The following is a 25,267-nucleotide window of genomic DNA, read 5'->3' on the forward strand; positions in this document are numbered from 1 at the left end:
CGGGCCCGCGCGCCCGGAAATCTTTGCCTATGCTGCTGTCTACCAACAAGGAATCAACGTGACGAGGGACACCGCCATGTTCTACGTGCAACGCGACGCCACCGGCCAGTTGCTGCGGGTAGAAGCCGCTTCATACGAAGGGTTCAGCGAGATACTCCCCGCCGACAATGCCGAAATCCAGGAATGGTTCGGCGATGACGAAGTGGAAAACAGCCTCAAGCAGCTCAAGCAAAGCGACCTGGACATGATCCGCGTGCTCGAGGACTTGATCGATGTGCTGACCGCCAAGGGCGTCTTCAGCATCACTGACCTGCCTGCTGGGGCGCAGGCCAAGTTGCTCAATCGTTCCAAGGCGCGCAAGGCGCTCGGCAGCCTGAACAACCTGATCGATGAAGAAGAGCAGGGCGGGTTGATCTGATACTGGATCAGCCCCGGTCCCCCTGTGAGTCTTTGGGCTGCGGCACGCCGACTCAGGCGTTCGACCAGCCGCCCTGGAAGACGGTAAAGCAGAACGTATGTTCCCGCTGCGGGTCTCAGGCCAGCTCAAGCGCGCCGAGGCCGGTGCAGGTCAAGAATTCAGGTACTGGGCAGCCGCATTGCTCAGCATCTTGCCAATCTCTTCGCGCAGCCCTTCCGGTTGTTCCACCACTACCCCATCCCCCTGGCTCAGCAGCCACCAGCGCAACGGCCAGCCATCGCTCACCGTGGCACGCACCCGATGCCCATGCTCCTGCGCCGTCAGCTGCATGTCGGTGCTTAGTGGCGTCTCGCGCAGCTGCCGCGCCAATGTGTCACTGATCCGCGCCACCAGCTCCACCCCCTCGCCCTGGGCCGGCTGCAGCGCGTCACCGCGCAGGTAGGTCAACAGGTCGAAATTGCCGCGCAGCTCGCCCACGGCAGTCGACGACCAGTGCCAGCCGAACGGTATGCTCTTGTCATTGCGTTCCAGCGGAAAAATCAGCGACAACTCGTTGAGGTCGCGCTCAACCGTGCGTTTGCTGACATTGAAGCCCACATCACGCAGGCGCCAGACCAGCTCGGCGCTGGTGATGCCTGGGGAGCGGCTGGGCAGCTGGCGCAGCAGCGCCCACTGACGGCTGAGGGTGGCGCGAGTGGTGGCGAACGGCAAAAGATAACGTCCTTGTCTAGGCTTGCCGCAATAGGATGGCGGCACGAGCGGGGCATGGCAATTGGCCACAGCCTGCTCAGATCAAGGAAGTCGCATTTGGTTGCCTCGTGCCGAATCGTTCGCGACAGGTTTTGTCGTGACGTCACGCAGAATCACGCCTCATCACAGCTGAGGTTGGGGTTGTGTGTCGTTCAATGAGGATGAACATGTCTGCTGCCAGCAATATCCATTCGCTGCTCGCCCGTCTTCTGCCAGAGCGGGTCATCGCCCCACCAGCCCCTGCGGGGAGGCGTCATCGGTTGTTTGCCGGGGTCGGGTTGCCCAGCCAGCGGTCGCTGTTGGTCAGCCGCCTGGATGAGGCCAGCGATTTGCAGGTGGTGTATGCCGACCTGCGCCGCCAGGCGTTGCAAGGCAGCGTAGCGGCACTCAATGACCTCGGCTGGATCTGGCTCAATGGCAAGTACTGGCGTGCCGACACGGTGCTGGCCGGCCACCTGCTGCGCATGGCGGCCTTGCAGGGCAACGCTGCGGCCTGGTTCAACCTGGGCCAGCAGCACTATTTCGGCAAAGGCATCGAGGCGTCGTACGTGCAGGCGGCCGAGTGTTATCGGCAGGCATTCGACCGCGGCATTTTGCATGCTGCCGCTGCGCTCGGTGACTTGTATGAAGAGGAAGTGTGCGATGGCGACCTGGACTGGCAGGTCGACCTGGTAGAGGCCTACCAGTGGTTTCAGCGCGGCGCCCAGCGGGGCGAAGCGCGATGCCGGTTTGAAGTCGGTTATCGGCTGATGCATGGCCTGCACGTCGAAGCCGATATCAAAGGCGCGCTGTATTGGCTGGAACTGGCGGCTGCGGCGGGGGTGATGCAGGCGGCCGAGGAGCTGGCGGTGCATTTCAGCAGCCGCGACGGCACACGGTACCTGGAATGGCGCGACCGGGCAGTGCAGATGGGCAGCACGCTGGCGCTGACGATGAAGCTGGAAGACCAGGTGCAGCCCTGACCGTTGCCTCGTATTCGCGGCAAAGCGCAGCCCCTTGTGGGGGCGGCTTTGCGCCGCGAAAGGGCATTACATGAACAACAATTCATCCACGCTATCCGTCGCCCGCTGTTGACGACAGGGGGAGGGCCAGGCGTATATTGATAGTTAGCAAACTATGAATATCCTTGGTTCCTTTCATGACCCTTGATCTCCTGCGCCTGCAAGTCAGCAGCGGCATGGTGGTTGCCGCACGCCATTGGCGGCGCATCTGCCATGCGGCCCTCACCAGCTACGGCATCTCCGAAGCCTGCGCCGCGCCGTTGCTGATGATCGTGCGCCTGGGCGACGGCGTGCATCAGGTGGCGGTGGCCCAGGCCGCCGGCCTCGAAAGCCCGTCGTTGGTGCGCTTGCTCGACCAACTGTGCAAAGCCGGGCTGGTGTGCCGCAGCGAGGACCCTCTGGACCGCCGCGCCAAGGCCCTGAGCCTGACCGCCGAAGGCCGCGCCCTGGCCGAGTCCATCGAAGCCGAGCTGGTGCGCCTGCGCCGTGATGTGCTGCAGGGCATCGACCAGGCCGACCTGGAGGCCGCCTTGCGCGTACTGCGCGCCTTCGAAGCCGTCGGCCTCGGCACACCAGGCGGGGCAGCATGAACGGATTCTTCAGCTCGGTGCCCCCGGCCCGCGATTGGTTCTACGGCGTGCGCACCTTCGGCGCGTCGATGATCGCCCTGTACATTGCCCTGCTCATGCAGCTGCCACGCCCTTACTGGGCGATGGCGACCGTCTATATCGTCTCCAGCCCGTTCGTCGGCCCCACCAGCTCCAAGGCCCTGTACCGCGCCCTGGGCACATTGCTCGGTGCCGGCGGGGCGGTATTGCTGGTGCCACCGCTGGTGCAGTCGCCGCTGTTGCTGAGCGTGGCCATCGCCTTGTGGACCGGCACCTTGCTGTTCCTTTCGCTGAACCTGCGCACAGCCAACAACTACGTGCTGATGCTGGCCGGCTACACCCTGCCGATGATTGCCCTGGCGGTGGTCGACAACCCTACGGCGGTGTTCGATGTGGCCTCGTCGCGGGCCCAGGAAATCTGCCTGGGCATCGTCTGCGCGGCGGTGGTCGGCGCAATCTTCTGGCCGCGGCGCCTGGCCCCGGTGGTGGTCGGCTCGACCGGCAACTGGTTCGCCGAGGCGATCCGCTACAGCGACACCTACCTGGCCCGCGACGTTGCCGCCGACAAGGTCGGCAGCATGCGCGTCTCGATGGTGGCCACGTTCAATACCCTGGAAATGATGATCGGCCAGCTCGGCCACGAAGGTGCCGGCCCCCACACCCTGAAAAACGCCAGTGAACTGCGTGGGCGCATGATCCACCTGCTGCCGGTGATCGACGCCCTGGACGACGCCCTGGTCGCCCTCGAAGGCCGTGCGCCGGCCCAGTTCGCCCAGCTGCAACCGCTGCTGGCCGAGGCCCGCGAATGGCTCAAAGGCACCGCTGACGATGCCTCCCTGGCCCCCTGGGCCGCATTGCACGAGCAGATCACCCGCCTGCAACCCAGCGCCACCGCCCTGGACCAGCGCGCCGGCCTGCTGCTGTCCAACGCCCTGTATCGCCTGACCGAATGGGTCGACCTCTGGCAAGACTGCTGCACCCTCCAGCACGCCTTGCGCAAGGACGACGCCACGCCCTGGCGCGCCGCCTACCGCCACTGGCGCCTGGGCCGGCTGACGCCGTTCTTTGACCGTGGCCTGATGCTCTACTCGGTGTTTTCCACGGTTACCGCGATCATTGTCGCCAGTGGCCTGTGGATTCTGCTCGGCTGGAACGACGGTGGCAGTGCGGTCATCCTCGCCGCCGTGGCGTGCAGCTTCTTTGCCGCGATGGACGACCCGGCGCCGCAGATCTACCGGTTCTTCTTCTGGACGCTGATGTCGGTGATCTTCTCCAGCGTCTACCTGTTCCTGGTGCTGCCCAACCTGCACGACTTCCCGATGCTGGTGCTGGCCTTTGCGGTGCCGTTCATTTGCGTCGGCACGCTGACCGTGCAGCCGCGTTTCTACCTCGGTACTTTGCTGACCATCGTCAACACCGCCACCTTCATCAGCATCCAGGGCGTCTATGATGCGGACTTCCTGACCTTCATCAACGCCAACCTGGCAGGCCCGGTGGGGCTGCTGTTCGCCTTCATCTGGACCTTGCTGCTGCGCCCATTCGGCGTGGAACTGGCGGCCAAGCGCATGACCCGCTTCGCCTGGCGCGATATCGTCGAAATGACCCAGCCCGCGACATTGGCCGAACACCGCCAAGTGGGCGTACAGATGCTCGACCGCCTGATGCAGCACCTGCCACGCTTGTCGCAGACCGGCCAGGACAGCGGTGTGGCGCTGCGTGACCTGCGCGTGGGCCTGAACCTGCTCGACCTGCTGGCCTACCTGCCACGCGCCAACCCGCAGGCCCGCGAGCGCCTGGCTTTGGTCATCGAAGAAGTCGGCGCCCACTACGCCGCCTGCCTGCGCGCCAACCAGCGCCTGCACGCCCCGGCGGCGCTGTTGCGCAACATGGAGCGTGCGCGGCAAGGGCTGGCGCTGGACGATCACAACGACCGCGGCGATGCCCGTGTGCACCTGCTGCACGCCTTGAGTGGCCTGCGCCTGGCCTTGCTGCCCGGTGTCGAAGTGATGCTCGAACCCACCGAACAACCGCAACTGCCCCCCGGCATCGATGGAGCCCCACTGTGATCGGTGATCTGGATATCAGCGGGGTGTTTCTGCCCACGCTGTTGGTGATGATGTTGTTCACCTACCTGTTGTTCCTGGGCGTGCACGCTGTGCTGGTGCGCCTGCACTTTTACCGCCTGGTCTGGCACCGGGCCTTGTTCAACGTTGCCCTCTACGCCGTGATGCTGGGCGCGGTCGACCACTTTTGCCGAAACCTGATGCTGCCATGAAAAAACCTTTGCTGACCCTGGGCCGTGTGGTCCTGACCTTGCTGGTCGTGAGTTTCGCCGCCGTGCTCGTCTGGCAGATGGTGGTGTACTACCTGTTCGCCCCCTGGACCCGCGACGGCCATATCCGCGCCGACGTGATCCAGATCGCCCCGGATGTGTCCGGGCTGATCCAGAAGGTCGAGGTGCGTGACAACCAGGTGGTCAAGCGCGGCGACGTGCTGTTCACCATCGACCAGGACCGCTTCAGCCTGGCCCTGCGCCAGGCACAGGCAACCCTGGCCGAGCGCGAGGAAACCCTGGCCCAGGCCGCCCGTGAAACGCGCCGTAACCGCAAACTGGGCAACCTGGTGGCGGCCGAGCAGCTGGAAGAGAGCCAGTCCCGCGAGGCCCGCGCCCGCTCGGCGGTCAACGAGGCGCAGGTGGCGGTCGATACTGCCCAGCTCAACCTCGACCGCTCGGTGGTGCGCAGCCCCGTGGACGGCTACCTCAACGACCGCGCCCCGCGTAACCATGAGTTCGTCACCGCCGGCCGCCCGGTACTGTCGGTGGTCGACAGCGCCTCGTACCACGTCGATGGCTACTTCGAAGAAACCAAGCTCGGTGGCATCCATATCGGCGATGCCGTGGACATCCGCGTGATGGGCGACAACACCCGCCTGCGCGGCCACGTACAAAGCTTCGCCGCCGGCATCGAAGACCGCGACCGCAGCAGCGGCGCCAACCTGCTACCCAACGTCAACCCGGCGTTCAGCTGGGTGCGCCTGGCCCAGCGGATTCCGGTGCGTATCGCCTTCGATGAAGTGCCGGAAGACTTCCGTATGATCGCCGGGCGCACCGCCACGGTATCGATCATCGAGGACAAGCGCCCATGAAACGCCTGATGCTGGTGGGCATGGCCTTGTCCCTCGGTGCCTGTGCCCTGGTTGGCCCGGACTATGAAGTGCCGAAAGACGCGGCCGTGCAGCGCAGCGACCTCAACGGCCCGCTGCGCCAGGATGCCGACAGTGTGGTGTCGGCGCCGGTACCTGAAGACTGGTGGCAGCTGTACCAGGATCAGCGCCTCAACGAACTGGTACGCCAGGCATTGAGCGCCAATACCGAGCTGCGCGTGGCCGCAGCCAACATTGCCAAGGCCCGTGCGCAGGTTGAAGTGGCCGAATCGCAGGGCGGCTTCAGCGGTGGCATCAAGGCCGGCGCGCAGCGTTTGCAGGAGTCCGGCGAGGCCTTCCTGCTACCTGAGAAGGTGCCCGTGGCCAATATCGGTGAGGCCATCATCAGCGCCTCCTACCAGTTTGACCTGTGGGGCACGTTCAAGCGCGGCACCGAAGCGGCCAAGGCCAACGCCGACGCGGTGCAAGCTGCCGCAGACACCGCGCGCATCACCCTGGTGGCCGATGTGGTCAAGGCTTACACCCAAGTGTGCTCGGCCAACGAGGAATACCACATTGCCCGCGCGTCGCTGGACTTGCAGGAGCAAGGCGTGAAGCTGAACCAACGCCTGCGCGATGCCGGCCGTGGCGATGAAACCCAGGTCACCCGCTCGCAGACCCAGTTCAAATCGTTGCGCGCCGAGTTGCCGCGCTTCAAGGCCGAGCGCGAGATCGGCCTGTATACCCTGGCTGCACTGCTGGCAAAACCAGTTGAGCAATTGCCTGCCGGCACCGCCGACTGCGCCGAGCTGCCGCACCTGGCTCAGTTGGTCCCGGTGGGCGACGGCGCCGCGTTGCTCAAGCGCCGCCCCGATGTGCGCCAGGCCGAACGCCAACTGGCGGCGGCTACCGCCAACATCGGCGTGGCCACTGGCGCGCTGTACCCGGATATCAGCATCGGCGCCCAGGTCGGCACCATTGGTATTCTCGAGAACCTTGGCGAGCCGGCCACCAACCGCTGGGGCTTTGGCCCGCAGATCAATTGGAGCATCCCGACCAATGGCACCCGTGCCCGGATCCGCATGGCCGAAGCCTCGACCCAGGCGGCGCTGGCGCATTTTGATGGTGTGGTGCTGAACGCCATTCGCGAGACCCAGACCCGATTGGCGCAGTACAGCGCCTTGCTGGACCGGCGTGATGCTTTGGCCGAGGCGGAGCAGTCGGCCAAGGAAGCGGCGGACCAGACGCATCGGTATTACCAGGCCGGGCGTGAGTCGTTCCTGGCGGATTTGCAGGCGACGCGGACGTATACCGATATGCGGGCGCAGTTGGCGGCGGCGAATAGCCAAGTGGCGATGGGGCAGATTGGGGTGTTTCTGGCGTTGGGTGGGGGGTGGAAGGGGGGTGGTGGCAAGCCTTGAGGGTTGTGGGTAGGGTTTGACGACAGAGCCGCGGCGCCCTTGAGATCGAGCGCCGCGCGGGCGGCGCTCGATCTCAAGGGCGCTGAAACTCTCACGGCGAACACCTGACATGGGCAGCAGTAAGCCATTGTCCAATGCTCCAGCACGGCATAGTGCTTGGTGGATCAAAAAGCGCTTTCATTTCACGATCAATCCCCTCCTGTTTTGTCACAAGATTTTTCATGAAATCTGCCCACAAACCTTGAGAGAAGAAGAGTGGAAGTGAACAATGTTCTCTTTCGCATTCCCTCCGAGACTGGCCATGAATACCCATTCCCGTCTGCTTGCCTGGCTGCCTGCTTTACTGCTGGGCCCAATGCTGGCGCTGTGCAGCACCCTGGCGTTGGCCGAAGCCCCTGCCGAGGCTACCAAGGCCCTGCACTTGCTCGACTACATGGGTGCCGACTACCCGCCGACCGTGCGCGAAGGCAAGGTGATCGACGAGGGCGAGTACCGCGAGCAACAGGAGTTCAGCGCGGTCCTGGCCGACCTGGTCAAGAACCTGCCGGCGCATGCCGAACAAGCCGCGCTGGTACAGGGCGTGCAGGCGTTGCGCCAAGCCATCGACCAGCGTCAGGACGGCGCCGCTGTCGCTCGACAGGCCCGTCAGTTGGGCGCACGCCTGGCGGTGGCCTACGAGGTCAGCCAGGCTCCGGTGATTACCCCGGACCCGGCCCGTGGGGCTTCGCTGTATGCGCAGAACTGCGCGATCTGCCATGGCGATAGCGGCGCCGGCGATGGCCTAGCCGGCGTTGGCCTGGAGCCGCCGCCGGCCAACCTGCGCAGTGTCGAACGGCTAGACCAGCTGAGCCTGTTCGACCTGTACAACACCCTCGGCCTGGGCATCGAAGGTACCGAGATGCCATCGTTCGCCGACCAGCTCGACGAGCGTCAGCGCTGGGACGTGGCCGCCTTTGTGGCCAGCTTCATTGCCAACCCCGAGGCGGCCAAGGGCGATAAAGCCTGGAACCTGGCAGACCTGGCGCGCCAGACCCCGGCCGAAGTGGCGGCCAACGAAGGCGCCGATGCAGTAGCGGCGTTTCGCGCCCAGCGTGCCCAGCCGCCGCAAGCCAAACGCGGCCCGGCGCAGTTGCTCGAATACACCGCCAGCACCCTGGACAAAAGCCTGGCGGCCTACCGCGAGGGCGATCACGACCAGGCCTATGACCTGTCGGTAGCCGCTTACCTGGAAGGCTTCGAGCTGGTGGAAAGCTCGCTGGACAACATCGACACCCAGGCGCGCAAGGACACCGAAAAAACCCTCATGGCTTACCGCCAGTCGCTGCAGGACGGCTTACCTGTGGCCCAGGCCGAGCAACGGCTGGCCGAAGCCAAGGCCAAGCTCGACCAGGCCGCCAAGCTGTTGGGCAGTGATGGCCTGAGCTGGTCGCTGAGCTATATCTCCGGTTTGCTGATTCTGCTGCGCGAAGGCCTTGAAGCGATTCTGGTGCTGGCGGCGATCCTCGCCTTCCTGCGCAACACCGGCCAGCAGTCGGCGGTGCGCAGCGTCAACGTCGGTTGGGGCCTGGCGCTGGTCGCAGGTTTTGCCACCTGGGCCTTGGCGGCTTACGTGATCGACGTCGGCGGTGCCCAGCGCGAGCTGCTGGAAGGCTGCACAGCGCTGTTTGCTGCGGTCATGGTGCTGTGGCTCGGGGTGTGGATGCACGACCGCCGCCACGCCGCTGCCTGGCAGGACTACATCAAAAGCAGCCTGGTCAGTGGTGGCGGGCGTTTCGGCTTTGCCATGCTGGCGTTCTTCTCGGTATACCGCGAACTGTTCGAAGTGATCCTGTTCTACGAGACCCTGTGGCTGCAGGCCGGGCCTGCTGGGCATCAGGCCGTGCTGGCGGGGGGCGCCACGGCGTTGGTGCTGCTAGTGGGGTTGGCGTGGGTGATTCTGCGCGGCTCGGCCAAGCTGCCGCTGTCGCTGTTCTTCAGCATCAACGCCGCGCTGCTGTGCGCGCTGTCGGTGGTGTTCGCCGGGCATGGCGTGAAGGCGCTGCAGGAAGCCGGGGTGCTGGGCACGCGGCCGGTGGCGTTCTTCGAGTTCGACTGGCTGGGCATTCATGCCGATGCCTATTCGCTGGCAGCGCAGGCAGTGGCCTTGCTGGCCATCGTGTTCCTGTACGGGCGCTCGTGGCTGGCAGAGAAACGCAGGGCGGCGGCCAACTAGCAAAGGTGTGTAAACCCCCTGTAGGAGCGGCCTTGCGTCGCGAACGGGCCGCGAAGCGGCCCCAGGATTTCAGCAGCGCTGCACAAATTGCCGGGGCCGCGTTGCGGCCCTTTCCGACCGCTCCGGCGCCCCGACAAGGCCGCTCCTACAAGGCTTGCGGCAGTCTGTCAGGCCGGTTGTGGCGCCTTGAGAATGTTCTGCAGCAGTTGCACACTTTCGACGGCGTCATGACCCAGGCTGGTCAGGTAGCCACCATCGGGTTGATCGGTCAGCCCTTTTTCGTGCAGGCGTTTAGCTGCCGCGATGAGTTTAGTGGGGGCTTGGCTGTTTATCTTGATGCCTTCCTGGCTGCTGTCGTGCTTGAACAGCGCAAGTACTTCCAGTTCATCGATCAGCTCGGGGGTAAAGGACATGGCGACTCCTGACTTCCAGACGAGGATGGCGGCACCTTCATGGGTGCCTGACCTTCGAGTGTAGTCGGGTTATTCGTCGTCGCCTTGATCCATCTCAGGTGGCAGCTCGGGCAGGGCACGCAGGGCGTTTTCATACCATTCGCTGTTGAACGCGCGGTCTTCCACCAGCATGTTGTCGATCTCGAAGGCCAGCACATGGGCCATCAGGTTGAGGATATCCTCGCGCGCATAGCCAACCAGGGTGAGTTTGTTGAAGGTGGCCTTGGCCGCTGGCGGCTCGTCGCTTTCGATCTGGTTCTCGATGGCCTGGGTCAGCGTTGCCTCGGCGAAGGCTTCGTCGTCATTGTCGATGTCGGTGGGCTCGCTCATGGCGGTACTCCTGTGATTGGGCATACAGTTTGCCACGCCTGTGGCGGCAATGTCCGGTCATTGACCGGGTGCATGACGCTGGTCAGGCGCAGGCTGAGGGGCTATAAAAGCCGGGCCATCCCCATACGGCCTGGAGGCTGTTACCCCATGCTCAAGCTTCACGGATTCTCAGTCAGCAACTACTACAACATGGTCAAGCTGGCGCTCCTGGAAAAAGGCCTGCCTTTCGAGGAGGTCACCTTCTATGGCGGCCAGGCGCCGCATGCACTGGAAGTCAGCCCACGGGGCAAGGTGCCGGTGCTGGAAACCGACCACGGCTTCCTCAGCGAGACCAGTGTGATTCTCGACTACATCGAGCAGACCCAGGGCGGCAAAGCGCTGTTGCCTGCGGACCCGTTCGAGCAGGCCAAGGTGCGCGAGCTGCTGAAAGAAATCGAGTTGTACATCGAGCTGCCGGCACGCACCTGCTACGCCGAGTCGTTCTTTGGCATGGCGGTAGAGCCGTTGATCAAGGAGCGCGCGCGGGCCGACCTGTTGGCGGGCTTTGCCACGCTCAAGCGCAATGGTCGCTTCGCGCCGTATGTGGCGGGTGAGCAGCTGACGATTGCCGACCTGATGTTCTGCTTCTCGGTCGACCTGGCTTACGCGGTGGGCAAGAAGGTGCTGAACGTCGACTTCCTGGCGGATTTCCCGCAGGCCAAGGCATTGTTGCAGCGAATGGGCGAGAACCCGCACATGGCGCGGATTTTGGCAGACAAGGAGGCGTCGATGCCGGCCTTCATGGAGATGATTCGCAGCGGCAAGCGCTGAGGTGTGCACAAGCGTCAAGCCTGCCCCACAGGGTTCCGTTAAATCAATGAGTTAGCGGTTTCTCTGTGGAGGAGGGCTTGCCCCGCGAACGAGGGCAAAGCCCTCGCCATGGCCTTAGCGCGAAGCCAGCAAGGCTTGGCCGCGTACCACCGCCGCACGCACTTGCGCCGGCGCGGTACCACCAATGTGGTCACGGGCATTGACCGAGCCTTCCAGGGTCAGCACGGCGAACACGTCCTGCTCGATCTGGTCGCTGAACTGGCGCAGTTCTTCCAGGCTCATCTCGGCCAGGTCCTTGCCGGTGTCCACACCATACTTCACGGCATGGCCGACGATTTCGTGGCAATCACGGAACGGCAGGCCACGGCGTACCAGGTAGTCGGCAAGGTCGGTGGCAGTCGAGAAGCCACGCAGGGCCGCTTCGCGCATGATCGCGTGCTTGGGCTTGACCGCGGGGATCATGTCGGCAAAGGCACGCAGCGAGTCGCGCAGGGTATCGGCGGCGTCGAACAGCGGTTCCTTGTCTTCCTGGTTGTCCTTGTTGTAGGCCAGCGGTTGGCCTTTCATCAGGGTCAGCAGGCCGGTCAGCGCGCCGAACACGCGGCCGCTCTTGCCACGTACCAGCTCCGGTACGTCCGGGTTCTTTTTCTGCGGCATGATCGAGCTGCCGGTGCAGAAGCGATCAGGCAGGTCGATGAACTGGAACTGCGCGCTGGTCCACAGCACCAGCTCTTCGGAGAAGCGCGACAGGTGCATCATGGCGATGCTCGCGGCAGCGCAGAATTCGATGGCGAAGTCGCGGTCGGAAACGCCGTCCAGCGAGTTGCCAGACACGTCCTCGAAGCCCAGCAGCTTGCAGGTGAGCTCGCGGTCGATCGGGTAGGTGGTGCCTGCCAGCGCGGCGCTGCCCAGGGGCATGCGGTTGGTGCGCTTGCGGCAGTCGACCAGGCGCTCGTAGTCGCGGCTGAGCATTTCGAACCAGGCCAGCAGGTGGTGGCCGAAGGTGACCGGCTGGGCCGTCTGCAGGTGGGTGAAGCCGGGCATGATGGTGTCGGCTTCACGCTCGGCCTGCTCCAGCAGGCCCTTTTGCAAGCGGGTGATTTCGGCCAGGATCAGGTCGATCTCGTCGCGCAGCCACAGGCGGATGTCGGTGGCCACCTGGTCGTTTCGGCTACGGCCGGTGTGCAGTTTTTTACCGGTGATGCCGATGCGATCGGTCAGGCGTGCCTCGATGTTCATGTGCACGTCTTCAAGCTCGACGCGCCAGTCGAAGTTGCCGGCCTCGATCTCGCCCTGAATGGTCTTCAGGCCATCGATGATGGTGTCGCGCTCGGCATCGCTGAGCACGCCGACCTGCGCCAACATGGTGGCGTGGGCGATCGAACCCATGATGTCGTGGCGGTACAGGCGCTTGTCGAAATCGACCGAAGCGGTGAAACGGGCGACGAAGGCGTCGACGGGCTCACTGAAGCGGCCGCCCCAGGACTGATTGGTCTTGTCGGTGCTCATGGATTCACTCATTGCAGGCGTGAACGAAAAAGTGGCAACGATGATAGCAGGGTTGGGCTTGCTGCCGCAGGGCGCCGGTCGAGAGAAATGACCCGAAAACGGCAGGCAGACACGCACACAAGGATTTGCAGGATTGAACGGCAGTGTTCCATGGACCGTCTACAGTTGGACAGAGGACTGGCAGTGAATCTGCCGGCCGAGTGAATCTTTGGCCATCGCACCGGTCTAGAGCGTGACCGCAGTGTCGCTCGAACCACATCTGTCTACGCTATACCTGTGCGAGACTCATTCAGGAATCCAGCGCAATTATGAATGTCCTGATCGTTGATGACGAACCCCAAGGCCGTGAACGCCTCAGTAGGCTGCTCGGCGAACTGGAGGGTTACACCGTGCTGGAGCCTAGCGCCACCAACGGCGAGGAAGCCCTGGCGCTGATTGAAAGCCTCAAGCCTGATGTCGTCCTGCTCGACATCGGCATGCCCGGCCTGGATGGCCTGCAGGTTGCCGCTCGCCTGTGCGAGCGCGAGGCGCCGCCGTCGGTGGTGTTTTGCACCGGTGACGACGAATACGGCACCGAGGCTTTCAAGGACAGCACCCTCAGCCATGTGACCAAACCCTTCCAGCCCCAGGCGCTGCGTGATGCCTTGCGCAAGGCCGAGAAGCCCAACCGCGCCCAGTTGGCGGCGCTTACCCGGCCTGCCAATGAAGGCGGAGGCCCGCGCAGCCATATCAGCGCGCGAACGCGAAAAGGCATCGAGCTGATTCCGTTGCCCCAGGTCATCTATTTCATTGCTGACCACAAATACGTGACCTTGCGCCACGAGACCGGGGAAGTGCTGCTCGATGAGCCGCTCAAGGCCCTGGAAGATGAATTTGGCGATCGCTTTGTGCGCATCCATCGCAACGCGCTGGTGGCTCGCGAACGTATCGAACGCCTGCAGCGCACGCCGCTGGGGCATTTTCAGCTGTTTCTCAAGGGTCTTGACGGTGATGCGCTGACCGTCAGCCGGCGCCACGTGGCTGGCGTGCGCAAGATGATGCAGACGCTCTGACCCGCTGTGCGCTGCCTGTTGTAGGAGCGGCCTTGCGTCGCGAAAGGGCCGCGAAGCGGCCCCAGGTTTTCAGCTTCGCCGCACAGATAGCCGGGTTCGCAAAGCGGCCCCAGGTTTTCAGCTTCGCCGCACAGATAGCCGGGGCTGCTGCGCAGCCCTTTCGCGACGCAAGGCCGCTCCTACAAACAGCCATCCGTGGGCACAAGCACAACAGCCACCCCCACCGCACCGCCTTTGACCCGTATCTGCTAGCGATGCCATCGGAGCTGTTATCATCGGCGGTATTTCTCTGCATCGGGGCGTTCCATGTCCACTCGCGAAATCCGCATTGCCACCCGTAAAAGTGCCTTGGCCCTGTGGCAGGCCGAATACGTCAAAGCCCGCCTCGAGCAGGCTCACCCTGGGCTGATCGTGACCCTGGTGCCCATGGTCAGCCGCGGTGACAAGCTGCTCGACGCGCCGCTGGCGAAAATCGGCGGCAAGGGCCTGTTCGTCAAAGAGCTTGAAACCGCCCTGCTGGACAACGAAGCCGACATCGCCGTGCATTCGATGAAGGATGTGCCCATGGACTTCCCCGAAGGCCTGGGCCTGTATTGCATCTGCGAGCGCGAAGACCCGCGCGATGCGTTCGTTTCCAACCGTTTCGAAAGCCTTGAAGCCTTGCCCGCCGGCAGCATCGTCGGTACCTCCAGCCTGCGCCGTCAGGCCCAGTTGCTGGCGCGCCGCCCGGACCTCGAAATCCGCTTCCTGCGGGGCAACGTCAATACCCGCCTGGCCAAGCTCGATGCCGGCGAATATGACGCGATCATCCTCGCTGCGGCCGGCTTGATCCGCCTCGGTTTCGAAGACCGCATCACCTCCAGCATCAGCGTCGACGACAGCCTGCCAGCGGGCGGCCAAGGCGCGGTGGGCATCGAATGCCGCAGTGCTGACAGTGAAATCCATGCGCTGCTGGCGCCACTGCACCATCTCGACACCGCCGACCGGGTGGTGGCCGAACGGGCATTGAACAAACACCTCAATGGCGGCTGCCAGGTGCCGATCGCCTGCTACGCGGTACTTGAAGGCGACCAGCTGTGGCTGCGTGGCCTGGTCGGCCAGCCCAGCGGTGGCACCTTGCTGGTGGCCGACGCCCGGGCGCCGCGCGCAGCGGCTGAGGCGTTGGGCGTGCAGGTTGCCGAAGACCTGCTGGGCCAGGGCGCCGAAGCCATCCTCAAGGAAGTCTATGGCGAGGCCGGGCACCCGTGAGTGATTGGCGCCTGTTGCTGACCCGGCCTGCCGATGACTGCACAGCACTGGCGCAACGGCTGGCGGCGGCGGGGGTGGCCAGCAGTTGTCTGCCGCTGCTGGCGATAGACGCTGTCGCCGTGGACGAGCGGCAACGCCAGTTGCTCGCGGGCCTGCAGGGCTTTCAGGCAATCATCGTGGTCAGCAAGCCGGCAGCCAGGTTGCTGCTCGAACGGCTGGCCCAGGCCGGGCTACAGCCACCGGCTCAAGGCTGGTTCACGGTGGGCGAGGCGACCGCAGCGGTGCTGCAGGGCGCGGGCCTTGAGGTGGCCTGCCCAGCGCAAGGTGACGACAGTGAAGCCTTGCTCGCGCTGGCGGCCCTGCGCGAGGCTATCGGCGTGCCTGCGCCGCGTGTCTTGATCGTCCGCGGCGTCGGAGGTCGCGAACTGCTGGCAGAGCGTCTTGCAGAGCAAGGTGCTAGTGTCGATTATCTGGAACTGTATCGTCGCAGCCTGCCGGAATACCCGGTGGGCACCTTGATGCGTCGCATCGAAGCGGAACGCCTCAATGGCCTGGTGGTCAGCAGTGGGCAGGGCTTTGAACACTTGCAGCAGATGGCCGGCGCCGATTGGCCGCAGGTGGCGCGTCTGCCGCTGTTCGTGCCGAGCCCGCGGGTTGCCGAGCAGGCCAGGGCCGCCGGGGCCCAACAGGTTGTGGATTGCCGTGGCGCCAGTGCCACGGCCTTGCTGGCAGCCGTGCAGCGCAGCGCTGCACCTGCCTCTTAAGGCGCTAAGCTGAACGCCAAGCGCCCCCATGCAAAGGATGGATACGTGAGCGAAACTGTCTTGTCCAATAATGATCAGCCGTCGGCCCAGACGCCGGCGGACCCCGTCACCGCCCCACCTGCCAAGCGCTCCGGCAGTGGTCTGGCAGCACTGGCCCTGCTGCTGGGAGCGGCCGGGGTCGCAATAGGTGGCTGGGGTGTCTGGCAGGTGCGTCAACTGCAAGGCAACGAGTTCAACCAAGGGCAGCACCTTGAAGCGCTGAACCAGCGCGCCGAAGCGCTGCAGCAGCGTGAGCAGCAGATCAGTGCACAGTTGGCCAGCCTGCCGGCCGCCAGCGAGCTGGAAGACCGCCGTCGGCTGGTCTCGCAGCTGCAAGGCGACCAGCAGCGCCTCAGCCAGCGCCTGGAAACCGTGCTTGGCGAAAGCCGTAAGGAATGGCGCCTGGCAGAGGCCGAGCACTTGCTGCGCCTGGCCACCCTGCGCCTCTCTGCCCTGCAAGACATCACCAGTGCCAAGGCGCTGGTCGAAGGCGCCGATGAAATCCTGCGCGAGCAGAGCGACCCAGGCGCCTTCGCCGCCCGCGAGCAATTGGCACGCAGCCTGGCAACGCTCAACAGCACCCAGCAACCCGACCGCACCGGCCTGTACCTCAAGCTGGCCGCGCAACGTGAACTGGTGCAGCAACTCAGCGCCCAGTCGCCCGAGTTCGACAGCAACGCCGATGCCCTTGGCGCGCTGACTGCCGACGGCGATGGCGCCAGCCGCTGGTCGCAGTGGTGGGCGGAAATCTCCAAGTACTTCCAGATCGACTTCAACGCCGATGACAACGTGCGGCCGCTGCTGGCCGGGCAGTCGCTCAACCAGTTGCGCCTGGCCCTCAGCCTGACCATCGAGCAGGCCCAGTGGGCGGCGCTCAACGGCGAGGCCAAGGTCTACACCCAGGCGCTGGATGATGCGCGCTCTGTGCTGTTGGCCAACTTCAACGCCGACAACCCGCAGAGCAAGGCCATGCTCGACAGCCTCAACGCCCTGGCCGAGCAGCCGGTGTCTGTCGTCACCCCTGACCTGAGCGAAAGCCTGGCCTCGGTGCAGGCCTACATCCAGCGCCGTCACCTGCCGGCCGAGGGTGAGGGGGGCAAACCATGAAGCGGGTCTACCTGCTGGCCGTGCTGGCGATCGTGATCGCCGCTGCGCTGGGTATCGCGGTGGCCAAGCACAGTGGCTATGTGTTGATCTCCTATGGCAGCTTCCGTTACCAGTCGGGGCTGTGGGCGGCATTGGCCGGGCTGATCGCCGTAATCGCCGTGCTCTGGTTGCTGCGCTACCTGGTCGGCCTGGTGCTGACCTCCAGTGGTGTGGTCAACCCGTGGTCGCGACGCAACCGCAGCCGTCGCATCCGGGTGGCCATCGAGCAAGGCCAGTTGGACCTCGCCGAGGGTCGCTGGGCCAGCGCCCAACGCCATCTGCACCGCGCCGCCGAAGCCGAGCGCCAACCCTTGCTGTACTACCTCGGTGCCGCCCGCGCGGCCAACGAGCAAGGCCGCACGGCAGACAGCGACCAGTTGCTCGAGCGTGCTCTGGAGCGTCAGCCGCAGGCCGAGCTTGCCATTGCCCTGACCCATGCCCAGTTGCAGATGGACCGCGGTGATACCGACGGCGCCCTGGAAACCCTGCTGGCCATGCACGAGCGACACCCGCAAAACGGCCAGGTACTGCGCCTGCTGCAGCGCCTGCACCTGGGGCGCGGCGATTGGTCGGCGCTGATTCGTCTGCTGCCTGAGCTGCGCAAGGGCAAGGTGCTGCCGGCCGATGAGCTCGCCGAACTGGAAAAACGCGCCTGGGGCCAGAACCTGAGCCTGGCGACGACCCGGGGCGAAGATGCGCAAAGTGCGCGTCAGGCCCTGGAGCGCGCCTGGCAACAGCTTACCGCCGCCCAGCGCCAGGAACCGCAACTGGTGCTGGCCTATGCCGAGCAACTGCGGCAGGTGGGCGCCCAGGGCGAGGCGGAGCAGGTGTTGCGCACCGCCCTCAAGCGCGAATACGAAAGCCACCTGGCCCGTTTGTATGGCCTGGTGCGCGGTGATGACCCGGCACGTCAGCTACAGGCTGCCGAAGGCTGGCTTAAAGCCAACCCTCAAGACCCGAGCCTGTTGCTGACCCTCGGCCGCCTGAGCTTGCAAAACCGCCTGTGGGGCAAGGCGCGTGACTATCTGGAAAGCAGCTTGCGGATGGAACGCAACCCGGAAACCTGCGCCGAGCTGGCCCGCCTGCTCGCCGGCCTTGGCGAGACCGAGCGCAGCAACCAGCTGTTCCAGGAAGGCCTTGGTTTGCTGGATGAGCGTCTGTTGGCGCTGCCGTTGCCAGAAGCCGTACGCGCCTGAACCTTTGCCTGAGCCACCCCTGAGCCCGCGCCGAAGTGCGGATTCAGGGGCTGGGTAACTTGTCTGGCAATGTAAGTTAGATCTGCAATCCATTTCTTAAGACGTTTCCTACTTCCAGAATGGAAACTTCCTTTGCTATTCAGCGACTTGTCGTCCCTGTAGTGCCTTGAAACAAAGCGGTTGTTTCCTCTACCGTTTCAAGCCACTTCATTCCCCGGGACCACCATTGCCCATGCTGCCGGCCCGTTTACGTACTTTCTTTGTCCCTGCCTGCCTGGCCTCGTTGGCGGTGCTGGTCGGGTCCTATTACCTGGAATATACGCTGGGGCTGATACCGTGCCCGTTGTGCTTCACCCAGCGCCTGCTGTTGGGCCTGTATGCGATGCTTTGCCTGGGCGCAGTGGTACAGGCGCCTTCGACCAGCCGCGGTTACACGCGGGCGCTGCTGGCCTGCTCGCTGACGGGGGCGCTGCTGGCCGCCCGGCATGTCTGGCTGCAAGGGGCGAGTGGGGCGGTTCATGTATGCCCGGCGCCGATCTGGCGGGTGTTCGAGCAATCCTGGCGCGAGGCTGCCCGGCAGTTACTGCTGGGTGGGCCGGATTGCCACTCGCTGACCTGGAGTTTTTTCGACCTGACGCTGCCTGAATGGAGCCTGTTGGCGTTCCTGTTGCTGGCTGCGCTGCCCTTGAGCCACCTGCTGGCGTATCGTTTCCGCACCCTGGCCGGTACTTGACCTGGCGCACGCCTGGGGCGCCATCGCGACCAATGGCGTTGCCAGGGGGTATTAAACACTTGTATGAACTTTGTCTGCTGAGTACCTTGATGGTCAGCACGCGCGGGAATAATCTCCCAGCACGCATACCGAAAATACAACTGCTCGATGCCGTCCTGCTGATGTCACCTTTGTGCTGCGCGGTCGTGGTGCGAGGTGCAGCGGCATCTACCCAGAAGGGAAGAGATCGCCATGCTCGATAGTTGTCAGAACGCCCAGGAACGCTGGGGCGGGGTTCATAAGCTGATCGACCGTTGGCTTTTGGAGCGCCAGGAGCTGGTGCAGGCTTTCCGCGCGTTGCGCGACGCCAAGCCGGCCTTCGCCGACAAGGACAAGAACCGCGATTTCTGTGCGGTCCTGGTCGACTACGTGTCGGCCTGGCACTTCGAGGTCAGCGAACAGTTGGTCAGCGAAGCCAAGGCCTTCGGTGATACGCGTGGCCTTGAACTGGCCACACAGATCAACCCACGTATCGATGACAGTACCCAGATCGCCCTGGCATTCAATGACCATTGCGAGAAGGGCGAGTGCAAGGACCCGGAGCGCTTCGCCGAAAAACTGGCCAAGCTGGGCGGCCTGCTGCACGAGCGCTTCGAGCTGGAAGATTGCCTGATCGAGGTGCTGCACAACGCGCACAAGGAAGAGGGCGCAGTCGAAGCCTGAGGCTTGGCGTCAGTCGCCAACTGCCAGCAGTTCGATCTCGAATACCAAAGGCGTATAGGGTGCGATCAGGTCACCCGCGCCCTCTGCGCCGTAGGCTTGTGCCGACGGAATCACCAGGCGCCATTTGGCGCCTGCATGCATCCGAGGCAAGGCCACCTGCCACCCCTCGATCACCGAGCCCAGGCTGAACCACTGCGGCTGTTGGTTCTGATCGAACACCGAGCCGTCCGGCAACCTGCCTACGTAACGAACCTGTACCTTGCCCCCCGCTTTGGGCTGTGCCCCGGCGCCACTTTGCAGTTCGCTGTAGAGCACGCCTTCGGGTAGCTCATGCACACCGGCCCGTGCCCGCTCGTTGGCCATGAAGCGAGTTTCCACCGCCTTGAGCTTGTCTGCCTCGGCCTGCTCCGCCGTGCTGTCTGCCTGCGCCTCATGCTGCTGCAGCACGGCCTGCATGCGTGCCTTGTCGAGCTTCAGCGGCTGCCCTTGATAGGACTGGCGCAGGCCTTCGACCAAGGCGTCCAGTTGCAAGCCAGGCATCTCGGTGCGCAAGCGCTCGCCCAGGCTGGCGCCCAGGCTGTAGGCCAGGTCGTGGTCGTCCGCATTGGCCAGGGCGAAGGGCGCCACCAGGCACAAACCTAAAACAAGAAAACGAGGCATGGGCAGTTCCTGCGCAATGAGCGGGCCGTTACAGCCAACATCGGGGTGGGCCAGTATCTGCCAAATATGAGCAACGCTTAATTCAGCAACTACACTTTCACGGAGCTGCAAGATAACAACTTTGCCCAGGCATGCAACGCGGCGTAAATATTACTGTCAACATGCCCTAGCGGCGGTAGCAGCAGAAGCATAGTATGAGCCGCAATCTCGTCAGCCAGGAGGTAAACCATGTCGGCCAAAAAGAAGCCAGTAAGTACGCCGTTGCACCTGCTCCAGCAACTTTCGGGCAGCCTGCTCGAACATTTGGAAGATGCCTGCTCGCAAGCGCTGGCTGATGCGGAAAAACTGCTGGCCAAGTTGGAAAAGCAACGGGGCAAGGCACAAGAGAAACTGCACAATGGTCGCCTGAAAATGCAGGACGCGGCCAAGGCAGGTAAAGCCAAGGCGCAGTCCAAGGCCCAGAAAGCCATTGGTGAACTTGAAGGGTTGCTCGACTCGCTCAAGGACCGTCAGACCCAGACCCGCACCTATATCCAGCAACTCAAGCGTGATGCCCAGGACAGCCTGAAGCTGGCCCAGGGTGTGGGCAAGGTGCGTGAAGCCGCCAGCAAAGCGCTGGACCAGCGCGCCGTAGCCGCCAAGGCTGCAAAACCGGCCGCTGCCAAAGCCCCGGCGAAAGCCGCCGCTACCAAGCCAGCCGCTCGCACCGCCGCCAAGCCAGCCGCCAAAGCCGCCACTGCCAAGGCGCCAGCCAGAGCTGTCGCTAAACCCGCTGCCGCCAAGGCGCCAGCCAAAACCGCCGCCGCCAAGCCTGCGGCCAAGCCAGCCGCCAAACCAGCCGCTGGCAAAGCTCCGGCCAAGGCTGCTGCTGCCAAACCCGCAGCCAAGCCAGCTGCTGCCAAAGCCCCGGCCAAGGCTGCTGCTGCCAAACCCGCAGCCAAGCCAGCTGCTGCCAAGGCACCCGCCAAGGCCGCTGCCGCCAAGCCTGCAGCCAAACCAGCCGCTGCCAAAGCCCCGGCTAAAACAGCAGCGGCCAAACCTGCGGCCAAGCCTGCGGCGAAACCGGCCGCTGCCACCAAGGCACCCGCGCGTGCCGCCGCCAAGCCCGCTGCAAAACCGGCGGTGAAAGCAGCCGCCAAGCCAGCTGCAGCCAAGCCAGCGGCCGCCAAGCCAGCCGAAACCAAGCCGGCCACGGCTGCCACCAGCACGCCTGCTGCCGCGACCAATTCGGCCGCCCCGGCCCCGGCCGCTTCGGCACCTGCCAGCACCCCGGCTCAGGCGCCGTCTTCGGCCTCCTGAAGCGCTGCCGCCGCGACGCGCAATTGATGCAGCGCGCGGTGTTCTCGGGCCTGGTCCGGCGCTAGCCGGGCCAGCCAGTCGTCCGTGGGCTCGTGAGAGTCTGCGGGCCACTGTTGCGAAAGCGCCTGCAAGCGTTCCAGCAAGGTCTTCTCGGCCTGCAATTCCAGCCTCTTTACCTGCTCACGCAATGCCGCCAACAGCGCATCGTTGTGCGCTGCCGTGCGCCATTGTTGACGCAGGCCACGTAACGGGGCCACCACCTCACGCTGCCAAGGTTCGGCGATATCAACCAGGGCTTGCGCGCGCTGCTCAGTCACGGCCACGCCGCGTGCTTGCAGCCAGGTCGCACAGAGCAACAGGCAAACGTCACCGCCCAGCGCTTGCACGCCAAGGCAGGCCTCTTCCACGCCGGGCCTGGCATACAAGGCCAAGGCGTGATTCCACAGGTCGGTGCACATGATTCCACTCACGCTACGGGTCGAGGAAGCTGGTAGACTCCGCGACCATCATGATCAGACTATCCAACCTCACTTTACAGCGTGGTCCGCAGCGCTTGCTAGAAGGCGCCGAGATGACCTTGCACGCCGGCCACAAGGCCGGTTTGATCGGCGCCAACGGCGCCGGAAAATCCAGCCTGTTCGCCTTGCTGCGCGGTGAGCTTTCGCCCGATTCCGGCGACTGCCAGCTGCCCGGCGACTGGCGCATAGCCCACATGCGCCAGGAGGTCGACACCCTCGACCGCTTGGCCGTGGACTATGTGCTCGATGGCGACGTGCGCCTGCGCAAGGTGCAGGCCGAGCTTGCCGTGGCCGAAACGGCGCATGACGGCACCGCCCTGGCCCGCCTGCACAGTGAGCTGGAAAGTGCCGACGGCTATACCGCCGATGCCCGCGCGCGCAAGCTGCTGGCAGGCCTGGGTTTCACCAACGAGCAGATGGACCGCCGTGTCGGTGACTTCTCCGGTGGCTGGCGGATGCGTCTGAGCCTGGCGCAGGCGCTGATGTGCCCGTCCGACCTGCTGCTGCTCGATGAGCCCACCAACCACCTGGACCTGGATGCGATCCTCTGGCTGGAAGACTGGCTCAAGGGTTACCCCGGCACCTTGCTGCTGATTTCCCACGACCGCGATTTCCTCGATGCCGTGGTCGACCACGTGCTGCACGTCGAGCAGCGCAAGCTCAACCTGTACAAGGGCGGTTACAGCGCGTTCGAGCGCACCCGTGCCGAGCGCCTGGCGCAACAGCAGCAAGCCTACGAGAAGCAGCAGGCCCAGCGCGCGCACATGGAAAAGTACATCGCCCGCTTCAAGGCGCAAGCCACCAAGGCCCGCCAGGCACAGAGCCGAATCAAGGCCCTGGAACGCATGGAAGAACTGTCGGCGGCGCATGTCGATTCGCCGTTCGATTTCGTCTTCCGCGAATCGCAGAAAATCTCCAGCCCGCTGCTGGACATGTCCGAGGGCTGCCTGGGCTATGGCGACAAAGCCATCCTGGAGAAGGTCAAGCTGCAACTGGTGCCGGGCGCGCGCATCGGCCTGCTCGGCCCCAATGGTGCGGGCAAGTCGACCCTGATCAAGAACCTCGCCGGCGAGCTGGCACCGCTGTCGGGGCGCCTGGTCCGTGGCGAGAACCTGGCCGTGGGTTATTTTGCCCAGCACCAGCTCGACTCCCTGGACGATAAGGCCAGCCCGCTGCTTCACCTGCAGCGCATTGCCCCCACAGAGCGCGAGCAGACGTTGCGCGACTTCCTCGGCGGCTTCGATTTCCATGGCAACCGTGTCGACGAACCAGTGGTGAATTTCTCCGGCGGCGAGAAGGCCCGGCTGGCCCTGGCGCTGATCGCCTGGGAGCGGCCGAACCTGTTGCTGCTGGACGAACCGACCAACCACCTCGACCTGGAAATGCGCCTGGCCCTGACCATGGCCCTGCAGGAGTTCGCCGGTGCCGTGGTGGTGGTTTCCCACGACCGTCACCTGCTCAAGAGCACCACCGACGACTTCCTGCTGGTGGCCGACGGCAAGGTCGGTACCTTCGATGGCGACCTGGAAGACTACAGCCGCTGGCTGCTCGACTACCGTCAGCGCAGTGCGCCGGCCAGTAGCGCCCCAGCCAACCCGGACAAGACTGACAAGAAGGCCCAGCGCCAGGCGGCAGCGGCCTTGCGTCAGCAGTTGGCACCGCACAAGAAAGCGGCCGACAAGCTGGAGGCCGAGCTCAACCAAGTGCACGGCCAGCTGGCCGAGATCGAGACCGCGCTGGGCGACAGTGGCGTCTACGAGGCGGCGCGCAAGGATGAACTGCGTGACCTGCTGGCCCGGCAGAGCAAGCTCAAGCAGCGTGAAGGCGAGCTGGAAGAGGGCTGGATGGAAGCCTTGGAAACCCTCGAAAGCATGCAGGCCGAGCTCGAGGCGCTGTCCTGATGGAGGCGTTGCGCTCGCTGCTGCCGGGGCAATGGATGGATACCTTCTGGCTGGGGTTGCAGATTCTGCTGATCCTGGCCGCCGCCTTCGTGCTGCAGCGCGTCATCGCCCGTGGCCTCAGCCGTCTGGGCCAGCGTTATCCATTGCCGCCGGAGTTGCTGGTGCCGGTGCGTGGCAGCCTGCGCTGGTTGATCATGGGCAGCGCACTGCTGTTCGTGCTGGAGCGCATGGGGGTTTCTGCGACGGTGCTGTGGACGGCGCTGTCCGGTTTCGTCGCGGTGGCCGCGGTGGCCTTCTTCGCCATGTGGAGCGTGCTTTCCAACCTGCTGTGCGCAGTGTTGATCTTCACCGTCGGGCCGTTTCGCATCGGCGATGTGGTGGAGTTGGTCGATACCCTGGACAAGCCTGGGGTCAAAGGCCGGGTCATAGCCATCAACCTGCTGTTCACCACGCTGATGGAATTGCCCGAGGCGGGCGGGGCGCTGGTGCAAGTGCCCAACAGCCAGTTCTTCCAGAAGTCGGTGCGGCGCTGGCGGGGGGCTGAAGTGCAGGGCCTGAACAGGGACTTGTCGAGCGAGTCTGACTGACCCCCTGACATTGGCCAGCAAAGAGGCCGCTACAACCCCCGCACACACTCAAAAAATCGCTGGTTATTTTTTCACCAACACCTTAGCTTAACGTTTTGCAACATATGTTCGAGCGAGGTGTGTGATGTCGATGGAAGTGTGGTTGGGCTTCTTTGCTGCGTGTTGGGTGATCAGCCTTTCACCGGGGGCCGGGGCGATTGCCTCGATGTCCAGCGGCCTGCAGTACGGTTTCTGGCGCGGTTACTGGAACGCCCTGGGCCTGCAGATTGGCCTGATTGTGCAGATCGCCATCATTGCCGCCGGCGTCGGCGCCATCCTTGCTGCGTCCGCCACTGCCTTCACGATCATCAAGTGGTTTGGCGTCGCCTACCTGGTGTACCTCGCCTACAAGCAATGGCGTGCGTTGCCGATGGACATGAGCGACGAGCCTGCCGTACGCCCCATCGGTAAACCGCTGAGCCTGGTGTTCCGTGGTTTTCTGGTCAACGTCAGCAACCCCAAGGCCTTGGTGTTCATGCTGGCGGTGCTGCCGCAGTTCATCAATCCCCATCAAGCGCTGCTGCCGCAGTACGTGGCAATCACCGTGACCATGATCACCGTCGACATGCTGGTGATGGCGGGTTACACCGGCCTGGCTTCGCGCGTGCTGCGCCTGCTGCGTACGCCCAAGCAGCAGAAGCGGCTGAACCGTACCTTTGCCGGGTTGTTCCTCGGCGCGGCGACCTTCCTGGCGACCCTGCGCCGCGCGCCTATCTGAAAAAAGCCCG

General features: G+C 64.3%; 26 protein-coding genes and 1 pseudogene. 21 read left to right on the forward strand and 6 right to left on the reverse strand.

Going from position 1 to position 25,267, the window contains the following annotated elements:
• The first annotated feature begins 76 nt into the window (after nt 1-76).
• Together LOY26_RS00690 and LOY26_RS26945 are read left to right on the forward strand one after the other, a co-directional pair.
• Nucleotides 77-418: a hypothetical protein gene (locus LOY26_RS00690; protein WP_033703347.1), complete on the forward strand. Its 342-nt coding sequence runs from the start codon at nt 77-79 to the stop codon at nt 416-418.
• A gap of 53 nt (nt 419-471) precedes the next feature.
• Nucleotides 472-560: pseudogene (locus tag LOY26_RS26945) on the forward strand (ABC transporter ATP-binding protein); the annotation flags it as partial.
• Between the two features lie 8 nt (nt 561-568).
• Here LOY26_RS26945 and LOY26_RS00695 read toward each other — a convergent pair.
• Complete coding sequence (locus tag LOY26_RS00695; RefSeq protein ID WP_186660550.1) at nt 569-1,129, reverse strand: WYL domain-containing protein; 561 nt, start codon at nt 1,127-1,129, stop codon at nt 569-571.
• A 206-nt stretch (nt 1,130-1,335) separates the two neighbouring features.
• Between LOY26_RS00695 and LOY26_RS00700 the strand changes: the two genes are divergently transcribed.
• From LOY26_RS00700 to LOY26_RS00730, 7 genes are all read left to right on the forward strand, one after another.
• Nucleotides 1,336-2,130, forward strand: a complete 795-nt coding sequence (locus LOY26_RS00700; protein ID WP_033703320.1) for a tetratricopeptide repeat protein — start codon at nt 1,336-1,338, stop codon at nt 2,128-2,130.
• Between the two features lie 176 nt (nt 2,131-2,306).
• Nucleotides 2,307-2,759: a MarR family winged helix-turn-helix transcriptional regulator gene (locus LOY26_RS00705; RefSeq protein ID WP_186666510.1), complete on the forward strand. Its 453-nt coding sequence runs from the start codon at nt 2,307-2,309 to the stop codon at nt 2,757-2,759.
• The gene (locus LOY26_RS00710) at nt 2,756-4,843 is read left to right on the forward strand and encodes an FUSC family protein (protein WP_186660546.1); all 2,088 of its coding nucleotides are present in this window, start codon (nt 2,756-2,758) and stop codon (nt 4,841-4,843) included. The genes LOY26_RS00705 and LOY26_RS00710 overlap by 4 nt, the downstream gene beginning before the upstream one ends.
• A complete protein-coding gene (locus tag LOY26_RS00715; protein WP_033703316.1) occupies nt 4,840-5,052 on the forward strand; it encodes a DUF1656 domain-containing protein in 213 nt (70 codons plus the stop codon). The genes LOY26_RS00710 and LOY26_RS00715 overlap by 4 nt, the downstream gene beginning before the upstream one ends.
• A complete protein-coding gene (locus LOY26_RS00720) occupies nt 5,049-5,924 on the forward strand; it encodes an HlyD family secretion protein (RefSeq protein WP_033703315.1) in 876 nt (291 codons plus the stop codon). Before LOY26_RS00715 ends, LOY26_RS00720 begins: the two co-directional genes overlap by 4 nt.
• Nucleotides 5,921-7,342, forward strand: coding sequence for an efflux transporter outer membrane subunit (locus LOY26_RS00725; RefSeq protein ID WP_258714284.1), 1,422 nt, complete (start codon nt 5,921-5,923; stop codon nt 7,340-7,342). Before LOY26_RS00720 ends, LOY26_RS00725 begins: the two co-directional genes overlap by 4 nt.
• Nucleotides 7,343-7,610: 268 nt before the next feature.
• The gene (locus tag LOY26_RS00730; RefSeq protein WP_258714285.1) at nt 7,611-9,554 is read left to right on the forward strand and encodes an FTR1 family protein; all 1,944 of its coding nucleotides are present in this window, start codon (nt 7,611-7,613) and stop codon (nt 9,552-9,554) included.
• A 167-nt stretch (nt 9,555-9,721) separates the two neighbouring features.
• Here LOY26_RS00730 and LOY26_RS00735 read toward each other — a convergent pair whose 3' ends face one another.
• Nucleotides 9,722-9,967 (reverse strand): TIGR02647 family protein, encoded by a 246-nt coding sequence (locus tag LOY26_RS00735; RefSeq protein ID WP_033703312.1) that lies wholly within the window; start codon nt 9,965-9,967, stop codon nt 9,722-9,724.
• A gap of 69 nt (nt 9,968-10,036) precedes the next feature.
• Nucleotides 10,037-10,336: a hypothetical protein gene (locus LOY26_RS00740; RefSeq protein ID WP_186660536.1), complete on the reverse strand. Its 300-nt coding sequence runs from the start codon at nt 10,334-10,336 to the stop codon at nt 10,037-10,039.
• 147 nt (nt 10,337-10,483) lie between these two features.
• Here LOY26_RS00740 and LOY26_RS00745 point away from each other — a divergent pair, with 147 nt between their 5' ends.
• The gene (locus LOY26_RS00745) at nt 10,484-11,146 is read left to right on the forward strand and encodes a glutathione S-transferase (RefSeq protein ID WP_186665130.1); all 663 of its coding nucleotides are present in this window, start codon (nt 10,484-10,486) and stop codon (nt 11,144-11,146) included.
• A 114-nt stretch (nt 11,147-11,260) separates the two neighbouring features.
• Here the strand turns inward: LOY26_RS00745 and argH are convergent, their stop codons facing one another.
• Nucleotides 11,261-12,655 carry an argininosuccinate lyase gene (gene argH, locus LOY26_RS00750; protein ID WP_033703309.1) on the reverse strand — a complete coding sequence of 465 codons (1,395 nt, stop codon included), beginning with the start codon at nt 12,653-12,655 and terminating at the stop codon, nt 11,261-11,263.
• A gap of 308 nt (nt 12,656-12,963) precedes the next feature.
• Between argH and LOY26_RS00755 the strand changes: the two genes are divergently transcribed.
• The 7 genes from LOY26_RS00755 to LOY26_RS00785 all read left to right on the forward strand — a co-directional run bounded on the left by LOY26_RS00755 (nt 12,964) and on the right by LOY26_RS00785 (nt 19,535).
• Nucleotides 12,964-13,707 (forward strand): LytTR family DNA-binding domain-containing protein, encoded by a 744-nt coding sequence (locus tag LOY26_RS00755; protein ID WP_033703307.1) that lies wholly within the window; start codon nt 12,964-12,966, stop codon nt 13,705-13,707.
• A 306-nt stretch (nt 13,708-14,013) separates the two neighbouring features.
• Nucleotides 14,014-14,955 carry a hydroxymethylbilane synthase gene (gene hemC, locus LOY26_RS00760; RefSeq protein ID WP_033703306.1) on the forward strand — a complete coding sequence of 314 codons (942 nt, stop codon included), beginning with the start codon at nt 14,014-14,016 and terminating at the stop codon, nt 14,953-14,955.
• Nucleotides 14,952-15,719: a uroporphyrinogen-III synthase gene (locus tag LOY26_RS00765; RefSeq protein ID WP_186665131.1), complete on the forward strand. Its 768-nt coding sequence runs from the start codon at nt 14,952-14,954 to the stop codon at nt 15,717-15,719. The genes hemC and LOY26_RS00765 overlap by 4 nt, the downstream gene beginning before the upstream one ends.
• Nucleotides 15,720-15,764: 45 nt before the next feature.
• Nucleotides 15,765-16,865, forward strand: coding sequence for a uroporphyrinogen-III C-methyltransferase (locus LOY26_RS00770; protein WP_047582865.1), 1,101 nt, complete (start codon nt 15,765-15,767; stop codon nt 16,863-16,865).
• Entirely contained in the window at nt 16,862-18,100 is a 1,239-nt protein-coding gene (locus tag LOY26_RS00775; protein ID WP_186660530.1) for a heme biosynthesis protein HemY, read from the forward strand. Before LOY26_RS00770 ends, LOY26_RS00775 begins: the two co-directional genes overlap by 4 nt.
• A gap of 232 nt (nt 18,101-18,332) precedes the next feature.
• Entirely contained in the window at nt 18,333-18,833 is a 501-nt protein-coding gene (locus LOY26_RS00780; protein WP_033703301.1) for a disulfide bond formation protein B, read from the forward strand.
• 231 nt (nt 18,834-19,064) lie between these two features.
• A complete protein-coding gene (locus LOY26_RS00785; protein WP_033703299.1) occupies nt 19,065-19,535 on the forward strand; it encodes an Rsd/AlgQ family anti-sigma factor in 471 nt (156 codons plus the stop codon).
• A gap of 9 nt (nt 19,536-19,544) precedes the next feature.
• Here LOY26_RS00785 and LOY26_RS00790 read toward each other — a convergent pair whose 3' ends face one another.
• Entirely contained in the window at nt 19,545-20,195 is a 651-nt protein-coding gene (locus LOY26_RS00790; protein WP_033703297.1) for an FKBP-type peptidyl-prolyl cis-trans isomerase, read from the reverse strand.
• A gap of 228 nt (nt 20,196-20,423) precedes the next feature.
• On the opposite strand from LOY26_RS00790, the gene LOY26_RS00795 reads away from it, so the two are divergent.
• Nucleotides 20,424-21,494: an AlgP family protein gene (locus LOY26_RS00795; RefSeq protein ID WP_186665133.1), complete on the forward strand. Its 1,071-nt coding sequence runs from the start codon at nt 20,424-20,426 to the stop codon at nt 21,492-21,494.
• Here the strand turns inward: LOY26_RS00795 and LOY26_RS00800 are convergent.
• On the reverse strand, nt 21,470-21,952 hold the full coding sequence (locus tag LOY26_RS00800) for a TIGR02444 family protein (RefSeq protein WP_258714887.1): 483 nt from the start codon (nt 21,950-21,952) through the stop codon (nt 21,470-21,472). The two genes, LOY26_RS00795 and LOY26_RS00800, sit on opposite strands and share 25 nt — an antisense overlap.
• A 50-nt stretch (nt 21,953-22,002) precedes the next feature.
• Between LOY26_RS00800 and abc-f the strand changes: the two genes are divergently transcribed.
• The 3 genes from abc-f (at nt 22,003) to LOY26_RS00815 (ending at nt 25,257) form a co-directional block, all read left to right on the forward strand.
• Nucleotides 22,003-23,913, forward strand: a complete 1,911-nt coding sequence (gene abc-f / locus LOY26_RS00805) for a ribosomal protection-like ABC-F family protein (protein WP_186660524.1) — start codon at nt 22,003-22,005, stop codon at nt 23,911-23,913.
• Nucleotides 23,913-24,500, forward strand: coding sequence for a mechanosensitive ion channel family protein (locus LOY26_RS00810; RefSeq protein WP_186660514.1), 588 nt, complete (start codon nt 23,913-23,915; stop codon nt 24,498-24,500). Before abc-f ends, LOY26_RS00810 begins: the two co-directional genes overlap by 1 nt.
• Nucleotides 24,501-24,624: 124 nt before the next feature.
• Nucleotides 24,625-25,257, forward strand: a complete 633-nt coding sequence (locus LOY26_RS00815; RefSeq protein WP_258714286.1) for a LysE family transporter — start codon at nt 24,625-24,627, stop codon at nt 25,255-25,257.
• The last annotated feature ends 10 nt before the right edge of the window (nt 25,258-25,267 follow it).

This window comes from Pseudomonas sp. B21-047, assembly GCF_024748775.1.
GTDB lineage: Bacteria > Pseudomonadota > Gammaproteobacteria > Pseudomonadales > Pseudomonadaceae > Aquipseudomonas > Aquipseudomonas capeferrum.

Excerpts from the sequence above, each read along its gene's own strand:
- LOY26_RS00710 (WP_186660546.1), top strand. The coding sequence starts at position 2,756 with ATGAACGGATTCTTCAGCTCGGTGCCCCCGGCCCGCGATTGGTTCTAC.
- abc-f (WP_186660524.1), top strand. The coding sequence starts at position 22,003 with ATGATCAGACTATCCAACCTCACTTTACAGCGTGGTCCGCAGCGCTTG.
- LOY26_RS00730 (WP_258714285.1), top strand. The coding sequence starts at position 7,611 with ATGTTCTCTTTCGCATTCCCTCCGAGACTGGCCATGAATACCCATTCC.
- LOY26_RS00800 (WP_258714887.1), bottom strand. The coding sequence starts at position 21,952 with ATGTGCACCGACCTGTGGAATCACGCCTTGGCCTTGTATGCCAGGCCC.
- LOY26_RS00790 (WP_033703297.1), bottom strand. The coding sequence starts at position 20,195 with ATGCCTCGTTTTCTTGTTTTAGGTTTGTGCCTGGTGGCGCCCTTCGCC.
- LOY26_RS00700 (WP_033703320.1), top strand. The coding sequence starts at position 1,336 with ATGTCTGCTGCCAGCAATATCCATTCGCTGCTCGCCCGTCTTCTGCCA.
- LOY26_RS00735 (WP_033703312.1), bottom strand. The coding sequence starts at position 9,967 with ATGTCCTTTACCCCCGAGCTGATCGATGAACTGGAAGTACTTGCGCTG.
- LOY26_RS00815 (WP_258714286.1), top strand. The coding sequence starts at position 24,625 with ATGTCGATGGAAGTGTGGTTGGGCTTCTTTGCTGCGTGTTGGGTGATC.
- LOY26_RS00775 (WP_186660530.1), top strand. The coding sequence starts at position 16,862 with ATGAAGCGGGTCTACCTGCTGGCCGTGCTGGCGATCGTGATCGCCGCT.
- LOY26_RS00785 (WP_033703299.1), top strand. The coding sequence starts at position 19,065 with ATGCTCGATAGTTGTCAGAACGCCCAGGAACGCTGGGGCGGGGTTCAT.
- LOY26_RS00780 (WP_033703301.1), top strand. The coding sequence starts at position 18,333 with ATGCTGCCGGCCCGTTTACGTACTTTCTTTGTCCCTGCCTGCCTGGCC.
- LOY26_RS00725 (WP_258714284.1), top strand. The coding sequence starts at position 5,921 with ATGAAACGCCTGATGCTGGTGGGCATGGCCTTGTCCCTCGGTGCCTGT.
- LOY26_RS00705 (WP_186666510.1), top strand. The coding sequence starts at position 2,307 with ATGACCCTTGATCTCCTGCGCCTGCAAGTCAGCAGCGGCATGGTGGTT.
- argH (WP_033703309.1), bottom strand. The coding sequence starts at position 12,655 with ATGAGCACCGACAAGACCAATCAGTCCTGGGGCGGCCGCTTCAGTGAG.
- LOY26_RS00690 (WP_033703347.1), top strand. The coding sequence starts at position 77 with ATGTTCTACGTGCAACGCGACGCCACCGGCCAGTTGCTGCGGGTAGAA.
- LOY26_RS00795 (WP_186665133.1), top strand. The coding sequence starts at position 20,424 with ATGTCGGCCAAAAAGAAGCCAGTAAGTACGCCGTTGCACCTGCTCCAG.
- LOY26_RS00745 (WP_186665130.1), top strand. The coding sequence starts at position 10,484 with ATGCTCAAGCTTCACGGATTCTCAGTCAGCAACTACTACAACATGGTC.
- hemC (WP_033703306.1), top strand. The coding sequence starts at position 14,014 with ATGTCCACTCGCGAAATCCGCATTGCCACCCGTAAAAGTGCCTTGGCC.
- LOY26_RS00810 (WP_186660514.1), top strand. The coding sequence starts at position 23,913 with ATGGAGGCGTTGCGCTCGCTGCTGCCGGGGCAATGGATGGATACCTTC.
- LOY26_RS00740 (WP_186660536.1), bottom strand. The coding sequence starts at position 10,336 with ATGAGCGAGCCCACCGACATCGACAATGACGACGAAGCCTTCGCCGAG.
- LOY26_RS00755 (WP_033703307.1), top strand. The coding sequence starts at position 12,964 with ATGAATGTCCTGATCGTTGATGACGAACCCCAAGGCCGTGAACGCCTC.
- LOY26_RS00720 (WP_033703315.1), top strand. The coding sequence starts at position 5,049 with ATGAAAAAACCTTTGCTGACCCTGGGCCGTGTGGTCCTGACCTTGCTG.